The organism is Flavobacterium chungangense LMG 26729 (genome assembly GCF_000735715.2).
GTDB classification, from domain to species: Bacteria; Bacteroidota; Bacteroidia; order Flavobacteriales; family Flavobacteriaceae; genus Flavobacterium; species Flavobacterium chungangense.
On sequence record NZ_JASY01000022.1, the window covers coordinates 1 to 19,839 of the forward strand.

General features: G+C 35.0%; 17 protein-coding genes. 8 read left to right on the forward strand and 9 right to left on the reverse strand.

Annotated elements, in window-relative coordinates:
* Positions 1–513 precede the first annotated feature (513 nt).
* The 3 genes from JE46_RS24150 to JE46_RS21450 all read left to right on the forward strand — a co-directional run bounded on the left by JE46_RS24150 (position 514) and on the right by JE46_RS21450 (position 3,035).
* Entirely contained in the window at positions 514–1,365 is an 852-nt protein-coding gene (locus tag JE46_RS24150) for a CPBP family intramembrane glutamic endopeptidase (protein ID WP_157505969.1), read from the forward strand.
* Positions 1,366–1,587: 222 nt separating this feature from the next.
* Entirely contained in the window at positions 1,588–2,052 is a 465-nt protein-coding gene (locus tag JE46_RS21445) for a hypothetical protein (RefSeq protein WP_031457344.1), read from the forward strand.
* A 182-nt stretch (positions 2,053–2,234) separates the two neighbouring features.
* Positions 2,235–3,035 (forward strand): helix-turn-helix domain-containing protein, encoded by an 801-nt coding sequence (locus JE46_RS21450; RefSeq protein WP_031457345.1) that lies wholly within the window; start codon positions 2,235–2,237, stop codon positions 3,033–3,035.
* Here the strand turns inward: JE46_RS21450 and JE46_RS21455 are convergent, their stop codons facing one another.
* Positions 3,036–3,407 carry a hypothetical protein gene (locus JE46_RS21455; protein ID WP_157505970.1) on the reverse strand — a complete coding sequence of 124 codons (372 nt, stop codon included), beginning with the start codon at positions 3,405–3,407 and terminating at the stop codon, positions 3,036–3,038.
* Positions 3,408–3,673: 266 nt separating this feature from the next.
* On the opposite strand from JE46_RS21455, the gene JE46_RS21460 reads away from it, so the two are divergent.
* Positions 3,674–4,666, forward strand: coding sequence for an NADP-dependent oxidoreductase (locus JE46_RS21460; RefSeq protein ID WP_031457347.1), 993 nt, complete (start codon positions 3,674–3,676; stop codon positions 4,664–4,666).
* 834 nt (positions 4,667–5,500) lie between these two features.
* Here the strand turns inward: JE46_RS21460 and JE46_RS21465 are convergent.
* The 8 genes from JE46_RS21465 to JE46_RS21500 form a co-directional block, all read right to left on the reverse strand.
* Positions 5,501–6,796, reverse strand: a complete 1,296-nt coding sequence (locus JE46_RS21465) for a cryptochrome/photolyase family protein (RefSeq protein ID WP_031457348.1) — start codon at positions 6,794–6,796, stop codon at positions 5,501–5,503.
* Positions 6,793–7,260: an SRPBCC family protein gene (locus JE46_RS21470; RefSeq protein ID WP_031457349.1), complete on the reverse strand. Its 468-nt coding sequence runs from the start codon at positions 7,258–7,260 to the stop codon at positions 6,793–6,795. Before JE46_RS21470 ends, JE46_RS21465 begins: the two co-directional genes overlap by 4 nt.
* A 166-nt stretch (positions 7,261–7,426) precedes the next feature.
* Complete coding sequence (locus tag JE46_RS21475; RefSeq protein WP_031457350.1) at positions 7,427–7,867, reverse strand: sterol desaturase family protein; 441 nt, start codon at positions 7,865–7,867, stop codon at positions 7,427–7,429.
* Positions 7,868–7,893: 26 nt separating this feature from the next.
* Positions 7,894–8,733 (reverse strand): phytoene/squalene synthase family protein, encoded by an 840-nt coding sequence (locus JE46_RS21480; protein ID WP_031457351.1) that lies wholly within the window; start codon positions 8,731–8,733, stop codon positions 7,894–7,896.
* Between the two features lie 3 nt (positions 8,734–8,736).
* Positions 8,737–10,203, reverse strand: a complete 1,467-nt coding sequence (locus JE46_RS21485) for a phytoene desaturase family protein (protein WP_031457352.1) — start codon at positions 10,201–10,203, stop codon at positions 8,737–8,739.
* Between the two features lie 34 nt (positions 10,204–10,237).
* A complete protein-coding gene (locus JE46_RS21490; RefSeq protein WP_031457353.1) occupies positions 10,238–11,137 on the reverse strand; it encodes a MerR family transcriptional regulator in 900 nt (299 codons plus the stop codon).
* Positions 11,138–11,212: 75 nt separating this feature from the next.
* Entirely contained in the window at positions 11,213–12,172 is a 960-nt protein-coding gene (locus JE46_RS21495) for an ion channel (RefSeq protein WP_031457354.1), read from the reverse strand.
* Between the two features lie 124 nt (positions 12,173–12,296).
* Positions 12,297–12,797, reverse strand: a complete 501-nt coding sequence (locus JE46_RS21500) for a tetratricopeptide repeat protein (RefSeq protein WP_031457355.1) — start codon at positions 12,795–12,797, stop codon at positions 12,297–12,299.
* 454 nt (positions 12,798–13,251) lie between these two features.
* On the opposite strand from JE46_RS21500, the gene JE46_RS21505 reads away from it, so the two are divergent.
* The 4 genes from JE46_RS21505 (at position 13,252) to JE46_RS21520 (ending at position 19,640) form a co-directional block, all read left to right on the forward strand.
* Entirely contained in the window at positions 13,252–13,629 is a 378-nt protein-coding gene (locus tag JE46_RS21505) for a hypothetical protein (RefSeq protein ID WP_031457356.1), read from the forward strand.
* Between the two features lie 172 nt (positions 13,630–13,801).
* On the forward strand, positions 13,802–14,884 hold the full coding sequence (locus JE46_RS21510) for an efflux RND transporter periplasmic adaptor subunit (RefSeq protein ID WP_031457357.1): 1,083 nt from the start codon (positions 13,802–13,804) through the stop codon (positions 14,882–14,884).
* Between the two features lie 156 nt (positions 14,885–15,040).
* On the forward strand, positions 15,041–18,208 hold the full coding sequence (locus JE46_RS21515) for an efflux RND transporter permease subunit (RefSeq protein WP_031457358.1): 3,168 nt from the start codon (positions 15,041–15,043) through the stop codon (positions 18,206–18,208).
* Complete coding sequence (locus JE46_RS21520; RefSeq protein ID WP_031457359.1) at positions 18,201–19,640, forward strand: TolC family protein; 1,440 nt, start codon at positions 18,201–18,203, stop codon at positions 19,638–19,640. The genes JE46_RS21515 and JE46_RS21520 overlap by 8 nt, the downstream gene beginning before the upstream one ends.
* The last annotated feature ends 199 nt before the right edge of the window (positions 19,641–19,839 follow it).

The window sequence follows — 19,839 nt, forward strand, 5'->3', positions numbered from 1 at the left end:
TCAATGGATTGATCTAATAATCTATAAAAATTATGCGCTGGAATCAAGTCTGTTAAGTGTACTTGATAGAGCATTTTTGGCGTAAATTCTTTTCTTCCTTGCATGTTTAAATTTACATAAAAGCACGCTTTTTAATGTTTCCTTTTTGTTATATTTGAGCAGTTGTGCAACAAGCACACACGCTACAAGCAATTTGGGCATTTGGCTTAATGGAAAAATGATTTTGTATTTGGGATGATTTGGCAAATCCGAGAATAGGTCTTAATTTAATCCCAAACCCGCTGTAGTACCAAGACGTTAGCGGTCAGCTCGAACAACGATATCCCGAACTTGAAACGAACTGATAATAATAGATAGAAAACCATTTGAGTTAAAAAAAATGTGTCAATAAAAATTACACATTAAAATCATCCTGATTAACTACTATTTTGTAACAAAGTTAACAATCTCCCGTCATATGTACTTTAATCAGTCATCAATCAATCAATCAATCAATCAATCAATCAATCATTTATGAATCAATCAATCAAAAAAAACCTGGATTTCCCAATTACAAAAATAATTTTGGGAATAATTGTTTGCTTTTCACTATTTGTAGTAATTCAAAACTTTTTATTAAAACCTTTTTTCTTTAATATTATTCAAGATCAAAGTATTGCTAAGCCAATTATTCATTGTATTTCATCTGTATTATTATTAGTTAGTTATTACTATTTTTTCCGTTTTTATGATAAAAGAAAAATTACCGAACTATCGGTAAACCATTTACCCAAAGAAATGTTTGGGGGTTTTATTCTTGGTTTTTTGACAATATCATTATCAATTTTCATTTTATATTTATTGGGTTACTATCAAATTATTAGTATTACGACAGCTTATTACTCAACAAAGTTTTTCACTATGTTAATAATTGCTGCGTTAGTTGAAGATTTGTTTCATAGAGGACTAATCGTTAGGGAGATAGAAAATTGGTTAGGTACACATATAGCGATTGTCATAGCAATGTTAGTAGAGCTTCAGCACATTTTCAATCCCAACTCAGGCTTATTTGACATTTTTTTTTATTTGATTTGGGGGTTCACCATGGCTATGCTATTTATATATACCAAGAGAATATGGCTACCTTTTTTCTTCCATTTAGGCTGGAATTTTGCTCAGCCTTTTTATGGCTCTAATCTCACGGGGACAAATGATATGGGCAATATTATCCAATCTAAATTTACAGGTCCTGAATTATTAACAGGAGGTGCATTTGGAATTGAAGGTTCGATTTTTACGGCATCATTTCTATTAATTATTGGTATTGTTCTTTATTACTTCGCCAAAAAGGAGGGCAAAATAATTAAAAGAAAAGCGATGAATTAAAAATAAAAATTTTTCTTTAATAGTGAAGAAGCTAACGAGCACTATAATTAAAGCCGAACCGCTAACAGCCTGTAACCGTCATCGCGGAGATTTTCGGTAGCCGGAAGTTGTTGGTTCACGAAGAAAGTTTTATCTTGGCAGAGAGAACTCTGCTCGCTTTGATCCGCGACGGCGGTTACAGGCGAAACGTTAGCCGTCAGTTTTAAAAACAATACTACAAAAATGAACAACGAAAAAATCAACGATATATTAAACGATATTTCAAAATCTTCAGAATATGAAGTACAATGCGAAGAAGATTTTCTTTCATGGGAGGAATTTCAAGAATATTTAAGTTTAATTTATTTAATGCAAAATCACTTGGTAATCATTTACAAGCCATTTGCAAATCGTAGAATTGTTAGCTTAAATTCGAAAGGTGCAAGCATAATAAAAAAAGGTGGATGGCTAGAATATCTAAAAGCAGAAGAAGAAATTTCAAAACAAAACAAGGAAAAAGATAAGGTTGATTTTCTTTCAAAAAAATGGATTTACAAAACCAGATTACTTCCTTATTTTTTGTCTTTATCAGCTTTAATTTTATCAGGCTTAACTTTTTACATCAACCTCAATAAAAAATCTGAAAGTGAAGAACTAAAAAGAGAAGTGGAAAAAATGAAGTTAGAAATTAAAGCATTAAAAAAGTAAACCGAACGGCTAACAGCTACTACAACGGATTTAGGCAATTGGCTTAATGGAAAGTTAGTTTTGTATTTGGGATGATTTGGCAAATCCGAAGAATAGGCTTAATTTAATCCCAAGCCCCCTTTAGGTAACGTTACTACTTTAACCGACACCTCAAAACTTATAGTTTATTGATTTATATAGCCATGGCAAAACAAAACTTAAATAAATTCACGGATCTTGTTTGGACGGTTACAGAAGAAGGTATTTACAAAGATGACCTTAGTCTTGACTTTCATTCTTTTGTACTGATTATTTCCGGCGAAATGAAAATCATACAGGCAGATAAAGCATATACATTCGGAGCGGAAAACGTGTTGCTTTTTCCAAGGAATCAAATATCTGCTGTCATAAAACAACCAAAAGACGGCAGACCTTACAAGGCTATTGTTTTTGGATTGACGGTAGAGAGACTGAAATCATTTTATACAAAAGAAAAACCAAATCTTTCAGTAGCACCAGATTCTTCTGTTCGGATTTTGGGTGACCAGCCTTTGTTAAAAAGTTTCTTCTCATCTATACTTCCTTATTTTGAATTAGAGCAAAATCTTCCCGAAAGTATTGCGCAACTTAAATTTGAAGAGGCCATATCTATTCTCAGGTTTATTGAACCAAATATTGACAGTGTTTTAGCGGATTTCTCTGAACCGGGAAAAATCAATCTGGTAGATTTTATGGAGAAGCACTATAAGTTTAATATGCCGCTTGAAAAATTTGCTTATCTCTCGGGGCGTAGTCTTTCAACATTTATCAGGGATTTTAAGAAAGCTTTTCAAGTAACACCACAACGTTGGCTGACAAAGAAGCGTCTGGAATTAGCACATTTTCAACTTTCCAAGAAAGGCAGGAAAGCGGGAGATATTTATTTGGAAATAGGTTTTGAAAATCTCTCCCATTTTTCTTTTGCCTTCAAGAAACAGTTCGGTTATTCTCCTTCAGAATTATAATTATTTGTTTTTAAATACTTTTCTGTAAAGATTTACTTCTGCACCGTTTGCCATTCCTTTCATCATACCGAAAATCTCGTCCGAATAGTTGCCAAGCAGCTCTATTTTATTGATTTTCCAATCTACTTTATGATTATTCATCACAGGAGCAAATGCTTGAGCATGTTTAATCAATTCATTTTCATTAGCATAAGATTCCAAAAAAAGAATCTCTAATGTTTCAGGATTGTAGTGGCATTCGTGAATTAAAACCCCATCTCCTTCTTTTGGCACTGTTATTCTTGCTGCTGCCATTAGCTGTTCTAATTGTTTCCATTCAACAGCATTTACCGTTGCAGACATAGTGAGTCTCAAAATTGATTTTTCTGACATTTTAAATGTGTTTAATTATTTATTACTAATTGACTATCCTTTTTAACTAAACGATAGCCGGTTTTTAATTTTACTACAAAACTAACTAAGTAAACGCGTTTGGCTTTTGTTCAAAATGTCAAAAAAAGATTGTTTAAAATGTCATTATCAAAACTTCATTTTCTACTATTTTGACAATCTCAGCAAAGCAAATTTGACATTATGAACAAAATAAAAATCTCAAACTGATTCTAATTTTGACAAATCATTTAAAAAAATAAAAAACAATGAAAGCAATAGTTTTAAAAGAAATAGGAAGTCCTGAAAACTTAATCTTGGCCGAAGTCCCTTTACCAAAAATCAAAGACAATGAAGTTTTAGTTCAGGTGAAAGCAATAGCCATTAATCCTGTAGATGCATTTGTCCGTAGAAATCAGGCTGCGTTAGAAATGATTTATGCGCTTAAAGGCGATGAAGAAAATATTATTTTAGGATGGGATGTAGCAGGTATTGTAACTGAGGTTGGCAGTGCTGTGACAAAATTTAAAACAGGCGATGAAGTTTTCGGAAATTTTAATTTTATCGGTCAGGCAAATGCGTATGCAGAGTTCGTGGCTGCACCAGAAGAGGAATTGGTCATTAAGCCGGCCAATGTAAGCTTTGAAGCTGCTGCTGGAGCAACAATGGCTGCTTTGACAGCGTGGGCATCATTAGTCAAATTTGCCAAAGTAAAAAAAGAGGATAAGATAATTATTTACGGAGCTTCAGGAGGTGTAGGGCATTATGCTGTACAAATTGCAAAGCATTTTGGAGCGTATGTCATTGGCGTTGCCTCTGGTGATAATAAAGATTTTGTTTTAGGTCTTGGTGCAGACGAATTCTTTGATTATAAAACACAGAAAGTTGAAGATTTTGTCAATGATGCCGATATCGTTCACGATGCAGTTTGGGTAGAAGCAGATGTGAATAGTACAGAAGATACTCATTTGGCCCGTTCATTGAAAACAATCAAAAATGGGGGAATTTTGTCAAGCATTGTCGTTTACCCTGACCAACAATTTATAGATAAGGCAAAAGCAGAAAAAAACATAACCGTTCAGCGGGTAAATGTTACGCCAAATGACACCTATCTAAAGGATATAGAAACGATTTCTCAACTTTTATCTGAGGGTATAATCAAAACACATATTTCACATTTATTTCCTTTGGCAGATATGGCAAAAGCACACGAGATTATTCAGACTAAAAATGCTGTGGGAAAAATTATTCTTGTTCCATAGTTTTACAGAAAGTATTTTGAGAACGCAGGCAAAGAAGCAGAGTTGAAAAACATATTTGCTTTCCTATTTGCCTGCTATTATGCTTCATTTTTATAGGGTATTATATTGTAATATACAAGAAAGCAGAATTTGTTTTTGAAAGAGTTAAAGCGCTTATTAAGAGATTGGAACATCAAACATAACAGAGCATTCGCTATATTTGGGTTTTAGTTGAATTATCGTTTTAATTCGTATTTTCGTTTAGTCGAAATATTTTGTTTCAAAATCTCTACCCTTTTATGTAAGAGATTTTAGCTGCAAGTCTGAAAAACTATTCTTTAACTTCCAGTCAAAAATTAATTAACAAAACTTAAAAAATGAGTAGAAAATATATATTATCGATTATGTTTTTAATGATAAATTTAATCGTTTATTTTTTTCTTTTGCCTGATGCTCAGAACATGGCTAATAGTCATTATTCATCGGCACTTTTAGGGACAATTTTTTATTCTGTTTCTATATTCCTGACGAGTTATTATCTAATAAAATATTATCCTAAAAAAATCACGATTGAAGCCTTAATCTTTATTCTGATTATTTTATCATTTTTCTTTTGGGGTATTAAACTCAATAACCTTTTTTGTGAATTATGTATGAATTCTGGCTAGTAGATTTGGGCCTGACAAGATTAGGATTAAATATAATGTTCAAACGACAGTAAAATTTAAAGAAAGGGGTGCATGAATACTTAAAGGTGTTTTATTAACTGATTTTACAAAAATAGATTAACGACACATCTAAAACTCGAATAGCGAAACCTGAACTTTAAACATTAAAGCATTTGAATTTGGAATTTTACTTTAAAATCCCAGCCTTATAAGTAGCAATTGCACGATCCCTGGCAAAAGCATGATCAATCATTGGTTCATTATAACCCAAATCAAATTCAGGAATCCATTTGCGGATGTAGGTTCCTTTTTCGTCAAATTTCTTTTGTTGGATTTCCGGATTAAAAACCCTGAAATAGGGTGCAGCATCACAACCTGTTCCGGCAGCCCATTGCCAATTGCCTACGTTGGAGGCTAATTCGAAATCCAGTAATTTTTCGGCAAAATAAGCTTCGCCCCATTGCCAGTTAATTAATAAATGTTTGCATAAAAAACTTGCTACGACCATACGCACGCGATTGTGCATATATCCGGTTTCGTTTAACTGACGCATTCCGGCATCAACCATCGGATATCCGGTAGTTCCGGTACACCAGCGCTTAAAATCGTCTTCGTTATTACGCCATTGGATTCCATCATAAGCCGGCTTGAAATTATGATTGACACATTTCGGAAAGCTAAACAAAATCTGAATAAAAAATTCTCTCCAAATCAGTTCGCTTAAAAAAGTCTGGTTTTTACGATTCGCCCAGTTCACCAATTTTCGAATACTCACGGTGCCAAAACGCAAATGAGGCGACAAGTATGAGGTACCATCCAAAGCAGGAAAATCACGGATTTCCTTATAATTTCCAATCTGCGTTAAGTTATGTGGAATCACTTTTATTGTGCTTCTTTCAAAACCAATTTTGGACAATTCAGGAAATGGAAATTGTGTTTTTGCAAAGCTGCTCAATAATGGTTTTGTATCATATTCGGGTGCTTGTCCTGAAAGATGATATTTCTCCAGCCATTTGTTTTTGTAGGGCGTGTAAACCGTGTACGGAAGTCCGTCCGCTTTTGTGATTTCTTTTTCTTCAAAAATTACATGATCTTTAAAAGAAAACGATTCGATATTATTTTGTTTTAACAGTTCATTAATTTTCAAATCACGTTTGATGGCATACGGTTCGTAATCTTTATTGAAAAAAACATTTTGAATATCGAATTCGGCAATAAGCGAATTCCATACTTCAAATGTTTTTCCTTTTTTGATTAAAATTGAGGAATCAATTGTTTTAAGTTCCTTGTTTATTTTTTCAAGTGAATCATAAATAAAACTTACTCTGGCATCATCTTTAGGAAGATTGTCCAGAATATCCTCATCAAAAATAAACAGCGGAATTACAGGAAAATCAGATTGCAAGGCATGAAACAAACCTGTATTGTCTTCTAAACGCAAATCGCGTCGGAACCAGAAAAGGGAGACTTTTTGCTTCATTATAGTTTTGAATTGAACAATTCTTCGATTTTATTATAACGATAATCAAATATGGTTTTCAGTTTATTTTCTACAACCAGACTATTCATCATCCGACCTAAGTAACCAAAGGGTAATGCATAATGAACAATATCTGTCATTTTTGTTCTGCCATCTTCTGCAGGTTCAAAAAAATGTTTGTGATGCCATAATTTATAGGGGCCAAATCGCTGTTCGTCTATAAAGTATTGGTTTTCCTTGCATACTGTAATAATGGTAACCCAATTAATTTTGATTCCTAAAAGCGGTTTTAAAGTATAGGTGATAATTTGTCCGGGATACATGCGCTTATCATCGAAATCCTGAATTTCGAAACTCATGTTATCAAGGGTAATGGTTTGAAGGTTTTTTGGGCTTGAAAAAAAATCCCAGCAGTCTTCGATACTGGCGTTTATAAGTTGTTCGGTTTCTATTTTGTATAATTTCATAAATACAATTATTTACGTATAGTTCCTGAAATACGGTTGCGTTAGGGGTTGTAGTGGAGCTCTTTTTGTGGCAGGCATTTATTTCGTTTGTCGCTATCGTTAAGGTCTGCCTGTCACAAAAAAGCGGGAACGGAAAACCCGACCCTTGGGGAACGCCCAAATTATACTACATTTTATAATATTTGAAAGGGACAAATAACATTCCGAAGCATTCTCCATCCTCTTTTCCTAAATGTTTGTGATGAATTTTATGTGCTTTTCGTAATCCGATCAGATATTTGTTTTTGGTGTTTTTGAACCATTTAAAACGCTGATGAATTAACACATCATGAATCATAAAATAGCAGAATCCATATGTGGTAATACCGCAGGCGACGAAAAACAGGTAATTGAATCCGCCCTGAACACCAAAATAAAACAACATTATGCTTGGAATAGCAAAAATGACAAAAAAGATATCGTTTCGTTCAAAAGTATGTTCGTATTTTGGCTGATGATGATCTGCATGAAAATACCACATCAAGCCGTGCATGATGTATTTATGCGTAAGCCAGGTAACACATTCCATGAATAGAAAAACACCTAAAAAGATTAAAAAAGAAATCATTTTTGCTTTATTTTTTGAAATGAATTTTAGACTAATTTGAGCTTGTAAGTTACAAAAGATTGGGCCAAAAGTCCGGCTTTAGTATAATTTGAAACCCGGATTCTTGAATTTCCAATCTCTGAACAAGGTGTATTTTTAAGCTTTTTCAACAGTTTTTTGTAATAGATGAAAGCAGTGTAAACTCCAAATTTAGCTTCCATTGGCAGTTTTACGATTCCCTGATAGGCCACTTTGAAATCTTCTTCGATTTCGTTGATGATCAGTTTTTTTGTATTCTCATCAAATGAATTTAAGCTGATCCCCGGGAAATAATTTCGATTTAAAACTAAATTGTCATCTTTTAGATCCCTCAGAAAATTTACTTTCTGAAAAGCAGATCCCAAACGCATGGCTTCGTTTTTCAACTGATCGTACTTTTGATTGTTTCCTTTTACAAAAACCCTCAGACACATTAAGCCCACCACATCTGCAGAGCCGTAAATGTAATCTTCGTATTCGGCCTGAGTATTGTAAGTCGATTTTATAAGGTCTAATTTCATGCTTCTTAAAAAGGCCTGTACTAAATCGTCTGTTATATTGTATTGTTTTACAGTATGCTGAAAAGAATTGATAATAGGATTAAGGCTGATGCCTAATTGCATAGCCTTGTAATATTCTTTTTCGAAATCGTCAATAAGATACTCTTTCTCATAATCGTGAAATGAATCTACAATTTCGTCAGCAAAGCGTACGAATCCATAAACGCTGTATATGGCATCACGAATGCTGGGCGATAACATTTTAACTGCCAGCGAAAATGAGGTGCTGTAATTTTGTGTAATTAGCTTACTGCATTTAAAAGAAACGGCGTCGAATAGTGCTTTCATTTTTTAAGATCTAAGTGATTTTTGAATTAACTCAGCAACTAATTTTCCTGAAATTAAAGCAGGCGGAACCCCTGGTCCAGGAACAGTTAATTGTCCTGTAAAATATAAGTTACGAACTTTTTTGCTTTTTAGTTTTGGCCTCAAAAAAGCAGTTTGTAATAAGGTATTTGCCATTCCGTATGCATTTCCTTTGTAAGCATGGTAATCTGTTACAAAATCGTTTTTACAGAATGATCTTTTAAAGATAATGTTATTTTTAATTTTTTGTTGCGTAATCTGCTCAAATCGATTGATTATTTTTGCAAAATATTCTTCTCTAAGTGATTGACTGTCATTTATTCCCGGTGCAAGCGGAATTAGGAAAAACCCGGTTTCCATTCCTTCAGGCGCAGCAGTTTCGTCTGTTTTTGATGGAAAATTAGCGTAGAATAATGGTGCATCAGGCCATTTTGGATCGTCATAAATATCAGCTGCATGCAGGTTAAAATCGACATCGAAAAATAAAGCGTGGTGCGTAATGTTTTCTATTTTTTTATCGAAACCAACAAAAAATAAAAGAGATGAAGGGGCAAAAACTCTGCTTTCCCAATATGTTTCAGAATAAGCACGATGCTGTTTTTCGAGTAAAGTTTCGGTATGGTGATAATCGGCACCACTTAAAATGATGTCAGATTTAATTTCTTTTCCGTCAATTATGATTCCGGTTGCGGTTTGGTCTTCAACAATTATTTTTTCAACAGGAGAGTTCGTTTTTATTGTTACCCCTAATTCCAAGGCTAATTTTTCGATACCACGAACCACATCAAACATTCCGGTCTTAGGATGCCAGGTTCCCAAACCAAAATCGGCATAATTCATAAAATTGTAAAATGAAGGCGTCTTCGAAGGTTTAGCGCCCAGAAACAAAACCGGGAATTCCAGAATCTGAATTAATCTTTCATCCTTGAATTCTTTTCGAATATCAGAACTGACGTTGCTAAGAAACTGGTTAAGTTTTAAAATCGTTTTTGGTGTAATTAGTTCCAGAGCAGAAACTCCGGGACGATATACCAAATCTTTTATCGCGATATCATAATTGCTTTTGGCGCTATTGATAAAACTTTGCAGTTTTTGACCACTTCCTTTTTCAATGTTTTCAAAAGTCGATTTTATATCCTCAAGATTGTCATGGATAGAAATAAAATCATCCATTCCGAAATAAACCCGATATGCCGGATTTAACTTTATAAGCTCATAATAATCAGATTGTTTTTTATCGAAGTCGTTAAAGAAACGTTCAAAAACATCCGGCATCCAATACCAGCTTGGTCCCATATCAAAGGTAAAGCCATTGCTTTTAAACTGTCTTGCCCGCCCACCAATTGAATCGTTTTTTTCGTAAATTGTTACTTCATGTCCTTGTTGTGCAAGGTAGCACGAAGCTGCTAAAGCAGAGAATCCAGAACCTATTATGGAGATAGTTTTTTTCATTTGTTTAACAAATGTACAAAAACTTTAAACAAAATTATATTTTATTAATTGTTTCTTCCATAGAATCGAAAACATAGGTTCTTTCAGATAAGTTTCTTCTGTCAATATGTTCTGTCATTTTCCCGATAAGCCAGATTTCATTGCTTTTAAGTAATAATTTTTGCTCCATTGTTTTTACATACTGATTCACTATGTTTCGGTCCGGCTGAACAGTCATGAAGGTCACAAAAGTGATTGTATTAAAATATTTGGTAAGGTCCTGAAGGTTTTCGATAGGCATGCTTTCGCCTAAATAAATAGTTTTATATCCTTGCAGTAAAATTTCATATTGAAGATACAGCAATCCTATTTGATGAATCTCATTCATTGGTAATGAGAGCACAAAAACTTTATCAGTTTTGGTGGGTTTCAGGATTTGAAGATTTTCTGTATAAATTAATATTTTTTGTTTGATCAAATGGCTCATGAAATGTTCATTTGCCGGGCTTATAGTTTGCGATTGCCATAATAACCCTAATTCTTTTAAGAGAGGAAGAAAATGTTCCTTAAAAACCTCCTGGAATGATTTTTCAGAAATTAACCAGTCAAAGGTGTTGAAAAAGATTTCCTGATCGAAATTCATCATAGACATCTTAAAGGAATTGATGGCATAGTTCTGTGAATTTTTCATAGAAATAATTTCACGAACCAGCTGCGGTATTTTTTCTTCAGGGAAAGTGGCTATTTTAGATATTTTGTACCCATATTCGTGAAGTAATGTAATATTTAGCAGCTTTTGTAAACTGGCTAGATTGTATAGTCGAATATTGGTATCTGTTCGCATAGGTTCAAGAACATTATATCTTTTTTCCCATATGCGAATGGTATGTGCTTTTATTCCGGATAAGTTTTCAAGATCTTTTATGCTGAAAACGGTCTTTATATTGTTTATCATTTTTTAGTATTGGGATAAACAAAAATAGAATAAAAACTGAGATAACCTTACTAACGTGTTTAAAATGATAAAATATTAGAAAGTTACTCGTTCGAAGCTGTTTAACAAGTCTAAATGCAAAATTGTTTTTGAGCCATTTTTGCTTCGGTTGTACATGGTTTTAAACCTGGCTCCATATATAATTTCATTAAAAGTATATGAGGTTCTGGCAGCGACAGTATTACTGAACATATCATCAAAAGTGGTAATGAATACCAAAATTTCACCATGAATTTTCTTGAAATCTTCTTCGGTAAAATTATAGACAGGGCTGTTCTCTGTAATGGGGTGAACTAATGTCCAGCTTAACGAAAGAGCATTAATTCTGTCTAATTCTAAATCAAGATTGTAAAATTTATTGGTCATTATTCCGTTCTCTTCTACCGTCATTCCAAGGGTTACTTTTGCTTTGGCATCTGTAAAATTGGTGTTCTTAAAAGGTACAAGCCGAATCATTAAACCTTTATGGTCCTTGTAAGGAGCAATTAACGCATGGTGCGAAAACTTTAAAAATGCAGTGGGTTTACTGAATCTTCCAAAAAACAAACCGGTAGCAATAGCAAAACTCAAAAGACCAATCAAAGCTTCGGCAGCTGAAAGTGCACTCGTAAAAAATCCCGTTGGACTGATGTGTCCATAACCAACAGTGGTAAAAGTTTGGGCACTGAAGAAATATGCCTGTCCAAATTGTGTCAATACACTTTGAGATTGTGCAATTCCATCAAGATGCTCAATTCCGATTGCGTAATACAGAACGGCAAAAATAAAATTGATCACGATGTAAAATGTAAACAGAATGAGCATGAACTTCCAGTTGGGCATATCAATCATGGTATGGTACCAGCTGATTCGGCGTAACAAATGCATACCTCTTTTTTCGATATTCGGGGTTCCGTTTTTATTCACAAAACGTCCGCCATAACTATTTGCATTGGTGCCGAAACCCGAATTTTGATCTGTTTGGGCTTTGTTATTTATTTTTCTTAAGAGAGCCATTTATTTTATTTTGAGCAAATGTAATACTATCTTTTTAGGCTGGAGATATGCGTTTTTTACAAAAAAAGCAATCTGTAAAATTTGAATTCTACAGATTGCTCAGGAATATTTTTCAGCTACTATATTATTTACAAAAAGTAGCTCTGTTTTTTATTGCACTCTGGCTGCCTAGTTCAATGGCTTTAGAGAAATCTTTGCAGCAATTTTTTTTGTCGCCTGATTTGTTATAAGCTAAAGCTCTAAGGTTGTAAGCAACATAATCTTTAGGATTTAACATAATGGAATAAGAACAATCTTTTATAGTTTCCGGATATTTTAATAATTTGTAATTAACGTTAGCTCTTCCGGTAAAGGCATCAGCATTCATGTTGTCTAGTTCGATTGTTTTGCTAAAATCGGCTAAAGCTCCTTCTAAATCGTTGAGCTTGTATTTGGCAACACCTCTGTTTTGATACGCCTCAACAAATTTTGAATTCATACTGATTGCTTTCGTATAGTCTGCAATAGCACCTTTAGTGTTTCCTGCTTCGGCTTTTTTCATTGCCTTGTCAAAATAGGCAGTTGCAGATTGTGACCAAACAGAACAGGTCGCCATAAAAAATAAAGTAAGTAATACGTGTTTCATAAAAACTAATTTGGGGTTAAATTAATATGTGACGAATATAGAAATATTTATTTTCTAAGAGAAGGTGTTTTACTTAAAAAAATGGAAATTAAAAATTAAATTTTCTGTACAATGCAAGTAATCAATTTTTAAAGAATTAGGAAATATTTGGTATTAAAATATATTCCTTCAATTATAGAATTTATTAAATGTTGCCGTTATTAAAAATTATATGTAAAACATCTAATAATGGGTTTAAAAAAAACTATCATGTGTTGGCAGCCTGCAAAGTGGTAAAATCAAAATTAAATCCTGATATAAATCAAAAACATCGTCTATTATTTACAAATAAAATCTGAAAATTAAATTGTTACGTTTTATATCCGCAATAGAAAACGTTTTCGTTGTTTTTAGTTGTTAAACCTTATTAAAATTTCTTTTTTTGTTTTGATACTTTGCTTACTTTCGCACCCGTATGAAAAGAATAATTGTATTTATGGTATTTATGAATTTCCTTCTGTTTGGCGGAGGGCAATATCTAAGTGCGGGTACACATCAAAATTCTGGTCATACTTACGGGCACAAACACCATATTAAATATACCAGTCAGGAGCAGGGAAGTTCTATTATAGAAGAAGCCGACCTGGATCTGGATGAGGAATATTCCGGTGATGCTCTTAAAAACGGTTTAACAAATAAAGTTTTTACTGCAAATTACAGTCTGCTTGATAATTGGTATTTGACATTCTCAGATCAAATTACGGTTAATTATCACAGTCACTTCAAATTTTTCGTGCCCTTCTGTGGCAATTCAAATCCTATTTATATTACGCAGCGCGTTTTAAGAATCTGATAAATATTATACATCAGTTGCCTGAGTTATGAGTATTCATATCTCATAGATGTATATTTTTTTTTACTTCTTTCATGGGACAGTTCTGTTCTGACTATGGTTACTGGTGCTTTTACTTTTAAGGGAATTTTTGCATTCCCACATTCAATCGCTTAATTTCCATACTTAAATCATGAAGAGAATTGTTGTATTAACAGGCTTAATAGCCTTGGTGTGCCTAACCAGTTGTACGTCTAAAAAAGAAGAAAAAGAGGAAGCGGAAAAATTCACGGTTACCAATCCGGTTAGAATTGACACTTCATTTACCAAAGAATATGTTTCGCAGATTCGCTCTGTACGAAACATCGAAATCCGCGCCCAGGAAAAAGGGTTTTTGCAAAATATTTATGTTGATGAAGGTCAGTTTGTAAAAGCCGGTCAGATATTATTCAGAATCATGCCGAAAATGTATGAAGCGGAACTGCTTAAAGCACAGGCAGAACAGAAAGCAGCTGAAATTGAATTGCTAAATGCCAAAACACTGGCCGATAAGAATATTGTTTCTAAAAACGAACAGGCAGTAGCGCTGGCCAAAGTGCAATCAGCAAAAGCTGAGGTTGCTCTGGCAAAACTTCATTTGTCTTTTACAGAAATCAGAGCTCCTTTTGACGGAACGATTGATAGAATTCCTTTAAAATTAGGAAGTCTTATTGACGAAGGCGAATTGTTAACCAGTCTTTCAGACAACAGTCAGATGTTTGCTTATTTCAACGTTTCGGAGCCGGAATATCTTCAATATCAAACTAATGTAAAAGACCGTGCCGAAAATAAAGTAAACTTACTTTTGGCAAACGGCGAATCTTTTAAATACAAAGGTAAAGTAGAACTTATTGAAAGTGAATTTGACAATGAAACCGGAAATATTGCTTTTAGAGCAAGGTTTGCTAATAATGGGAAACTGCTTAGAAACGGAGAAACCGGAAAAGTTCAAATGCTGGTTCCTTTGAAGAATGCTGTTGTAATTCCGCAAAAAGCGACTTATGAAATTCAGGACAAAAAATATGTTTTTGTTGTAGGCAAAAACAATAAGGTAAGTTCAAAAGAAATTACGATTACAGGCGAAATTCCAGATTTGTATGTGATAAGCAGCGGAATAACTGAAAATGATAAAATTTTGCTTGAAGGTGTTCAGAAAGTAAAAGAAGATGATAAGATCAATTACGGTTATATCGCTCCTCAAAAGGTGATCAAAAATTTACGATTAAAAGCGGAGTAGCTTTTTTGTTTTTTTCGTTTCAAGTTTCAGGTTTCAAGTTTTATACGGAAACTTGACGCGAGGCTTTTAGGTGAATTAGCGAAGCAAACCTGAAACTTGAAACCTGAAACAAATTTTAAACTTTCTCTTTAGTCCAATCATTAAAAAAATAAACAGATGTTTAATAAATTTATACAAAGACCTGTACTGTCGATTGTTATATCGTTGGTAATTGTCTTTTTAGGGATATTGTCGGTAATAAGTTTACCAATCACCCAGTTTCCTTCGATTTCTCCTCCGATGGTTAATATCACGGCAGATTATCCGGGATCGAATGGTGAGTTGATGATCAAATCGGTTATTATTCCGTTGGAACGCGCCCTTAACGGTGTTCCGGGAATGAAATATATGACTTCTGATGCAGGAAATGACGGTGAAGCCAGTATTCAGGTGGTTTTCAATTTAGGTACAGACCCAAATCAGGCAGCTATTAATGTTCAGAACCGTGTGGCATCGGTTACCAATAAACTTCCTCCGCTGGTAGTTAGGGAAGGGGTAAAAATTACCCGTGAAGTTCCAAGTATGCTGATGTATGTGAACCTTTACAGTAACGATAAAAATACTGATATGAAGTTCCTTTACAATTATGCAGATATCAATATACTGTCAGAATTGAAAAGGGTAAACGGTGTTGGTTCAGGAGATATTTTAGGAACACGTGAATATGCGATGCGTATCTGGTTAAAGCCTGACCGAATGCTGGCCTATAAAATTTCAGCCGAAGAGGTAATGGAAGCATTATCAAGCCAGAGTTTGGAAGCTTCGCCTGGTAAAACGGGAGAGAGTTCCGGTAAACGTTCTCAGGCATTCGAATATGTATTGAAGTATTCAGGGCGTTTTACAACTAAGGAGCAATACGGTAATATTGTAGTAAGATCTAATCCTAATGGAGAACTTTTACGTTTAAAAGATATTGCCACTGTAGAATTTGGGAGCTCGATGTATGATATTTATTCTAATTTAAATGGAAAACCATCTGCAGCAATCGTATTGAAACAATCTTTTGGAAGTAATGCGAATCAGGTTATTGAAGATGTAAAAGCCAAACTGGAAAAAATCAAAACCAAATTTCCAAAAGGAATGGATTATGAAATTTCGTATGACGTTTCTAAATTCCTTGATGCTTCTATCGAAAAAGTAATTCACACTTTAATAGAAGCCTTTATTCTGGTAGGTTTAGTAGTATTCCTTTTCTTGGGAGACTGGCGTTCTACGGTTATCCCGGCAATTGCGGTGCCGGTTTCGCTTATTGGAACTTTTGTATTCATGACCTTCTTCGATATTTCGCTTAACCTGATTACTTTATTTGCACTGGTACTGGCAATTGGAGTCGTCGTCGATGATGCGATTGTGGTTATCGAAGCCGTTCACGCCAAGATGGAAGAAGAACATCTGTCGCCATTTAAAGCTACAAAAAAAGCGATGCACGAAATTGCGGGGGCTATTATTGCAATCACTTTTTTAATGGCGGCAGTATTTATTCCGGTTGCGTTTATGTCAGGCCCTGTGGGGGTTTTCTACAGACAGTTCTCGATTACAATGGCAACTGCAATTATACTTTCGGGTATTGTGGCTTTAACTTTAACACCTGCACTTTGTGCGATGATGCTGAAAAATAATCACGGTAAGCCTAAAAAGAAAACACCGGTAAACAGATTCATTGATGGTTTCAACAATAAGTTTAACCTTGCTCAGGGTAAATACCAAAATGTACTGGCAAAAATTGTAAACAGAAGAGCCGTAACTATTGTTGCACTTCTTGGATTTTGTGCCGGAACATGGTTAATTAGCAGTACGGTTCCTTCGGGATTTATTCCGAATGAGGATCAGGGAATGTTCTATGCCATTATTCAGACACCTCCTGGTTCATCATTAGAGCGAACAAATAATATTGCAGAGAAATTGCAAAAAATAGCCGAAGGCATAGAAGGGGTGAAATCAGTTTCATCACTGGCAGGTTATGAAATCCTGACGGAAGGTACCGGAGCGAATGCGGGAACCTGTCTGATCAATTTAAAAGACTGGAACGATCGTAAACAATCTGTTCAGGAAATTATGATCGAACTCGAAGAAAAATCGAAAGACATTCCGGGAGCCAATATCGAATTTTTCCAGCCGCCTGCAGTTCCGGGATATGGAGCCGCTGGAGGATTTGAACTTCGTCTTCTGGACAAAACGGGTACAAGTGATTTCAAAAAACTGGAAGAAGTCAATAAAGAGTTTGTAGAAGAACTGAACAAACGTCCTGAATTAACAAACGTCTTCAGTTTCTTTAGTGCGAGTTTTCCTCAGTATATGATGAAAGTAGATAATGATCTGGCACAGCAAAAAGGCGTTTCGATCGAAAATGCAATGAACACTTTATCAACGCTTGTAGGGAGTAACTACGAAATCAGTTTCATTAAATACGGAATCAACTATAAAGTAATCGTTCAGGCGGCACCTGAATATCGTGCTCAGCCGGATGATATTTTAAAACTGTATGTAAAAAATGACCGGGATGAAATGGTTCCTTTTTCAGCTTTTATGAAACTGGAAAAAGTATACGGACTTTCAGAAATTACGCGTCATAATATGTATACTTCTACTGAAATCAGTGGTGGTCCTGCTATGGGATATAGTTCCGGAACGGCTATCAAAGTGATTCAGGAAGTGGCTGCCAAAAAACTGCCAAGAGGGTATGATATTGACTGGGCAGGTATTTCTGCCGATGAGGTAGCGCAGGGCAATCAGGCCATTTGGGTATTCTTAATCTGTTTAGGATTTGTTTATTTGGTTTTAGCAGCGCAATACGAAAGTTTCATTTTGCCATTATCAGTAATTCTTTCATTGCCGGCGGGTATTTTTGGAGCTTTCTTTCTATTGAAATTAACCGGATTAGAAAATAATATTTATGCTCAGGTTGCCATGGTAATGCTTATTGGATTGCTGGGTAAAAATGCCGTACTGATTGTAGAGTTTGCTATTCAAAGGCATGCTGCAGGAAAATCAGTTTTGGAAGCTGCAATGGAAGGATCAAAAGCGAGGTTCCGTCCTATTTTGATGACTTCATTTGCGTTTATCGCCGGATTATTACCGCTTGCTTTTGCAACCGGTCCGGGTAAAATTGGAAACAGAACCATTGGTACAGCAGCTGCTGGAGGAATGCTTATTGGAACTATTTGCGGAGTATTTGTGATTCCGGGATTGTATTACATTTTTGGTAAAATTGCCGAGAAACACAAATTGGTGAAACATGAAGAAGAAAATCCATTAACTGAAGAAATTGATAACAATCATGTATAAATTTAAATTATATCAATACAGTATTGCAGCAAGTATTTGTCTTGCTGCAGTAAGCTGTAAGGCTCCCGCTCCGGAGGTGTCAACTACCAGCAAACCGGTTCCTGAATCTTTTGGTTATGCCAAAACTCAGGACACAACCTCAACGTCAGCTATTGCGTGGAAGGATTTTTTTAAAGATAAAAACCTGACAGATTTAATTGATATCGCCCTGAAAAACAATCAGGAGTTAAATATTACGCTTCAGGAAATTGAAATAGCCAAAAACGATATTCGTATCAAAAAAGGGGCTTACCTGCCAACAGTTGGTGTGCGTGCCGGAGCCGGAGTTGAAAAAGTGGGCCGTTATACCAGTCAGGGTGCCGGAGATGCGACCACAGAAATTAAACCCGGCAAAGAAACCCCGGATCCGCTTGGTGATTTTACGATTGCTGCTTATGCCAACTGGGAAGTAGATATCTGGAAAAAACTGCGCAATTCTAAAAAAGCGGCTGTAACCCGATATTTAGCCACGGTTGAAGGAAAGAATTTTGTGGTAACTAATCTTATTGCCGAAATCGCTGACAATTATTATGAGCTTTTAGCTTTGGATAGTCAACTGGATATTGTAAAACAGAACATTCAGCTGCAAACCAATGCTTTGGAAATTGTAAAAGTTCAGAAAGAGGCGGCAAGAGCAACAGAGTTGGCTGTTCAAAAATTTCAGGCTGAGGTTTTGACTTCTAAAAGTATGGAATTCGACATTCTTCAAAAGATAAAAGAAGCTGAGAACCGAATCAACTTTTTGTTAGGGCGTTATCCGCAGGAAATCAAAAGGGAAAAAACCAATTTTACCGATTTGGTGCCGGCTACCGTAAATTCCGGAATTCCTTCGCAATTACTGCAAAACCGTCCCGATGTAAAACAAGCAGAATTAGAACTGGCAGCAGCAAAACTGGATGTAAAAGTAGCTCGTGCCGAATTCTATCCATCACTGGATATTTCAGCCGCGGTGGGTGTACAGGCCTTTAATCCTTCGTATTTGTTTACATTTCCGGAGTCTATTTTGTATTCATTAGCTGGAGATCTGGCTGCACCGCTGATCAACAGAAATGCCATCAAAGCAGAGTTTTCAAGCGCCAATGCAAGACAGCTTCAGGCTCTGTATAATTATGATCGTACAATTTTGAATGCTTATCTGGAAGTTTCCAATCAGCTTTCAAAAATTGATAACCTGCAAAAAGGATACGATTTAAAATCACAGCAGGTAGATGCCTTAAATAAATCGATTGATGTTTCTAATGATTTGTTTAAATCTGCCAGAGTAGATTATTTTGAAGTTTTGATGACACAGCGTGATGCCTTAGAAGCAAAACTGGAATTGATAGACACCAAAAAAGAGCAATTAAACGCAACAGTTCATGTTTACAGGAACTTAGGCGGTGGCTGGAAATAGCATCATTTTTTTATATTAATAGATTGTAGGACTGAACCTCCCGGGAAGTAAAATTTTCGGGAGGTTTTTTTGTGATTTGATTACTGATTTTCTTTTGTAATAATAAGATTGTTATATTAGCTGAATTTAATGGCTCCTCCCAAGATTAAGTATATAGGAGTTGTTTTTTATTTATTATAAACAAGTTAGCTGTAATAGC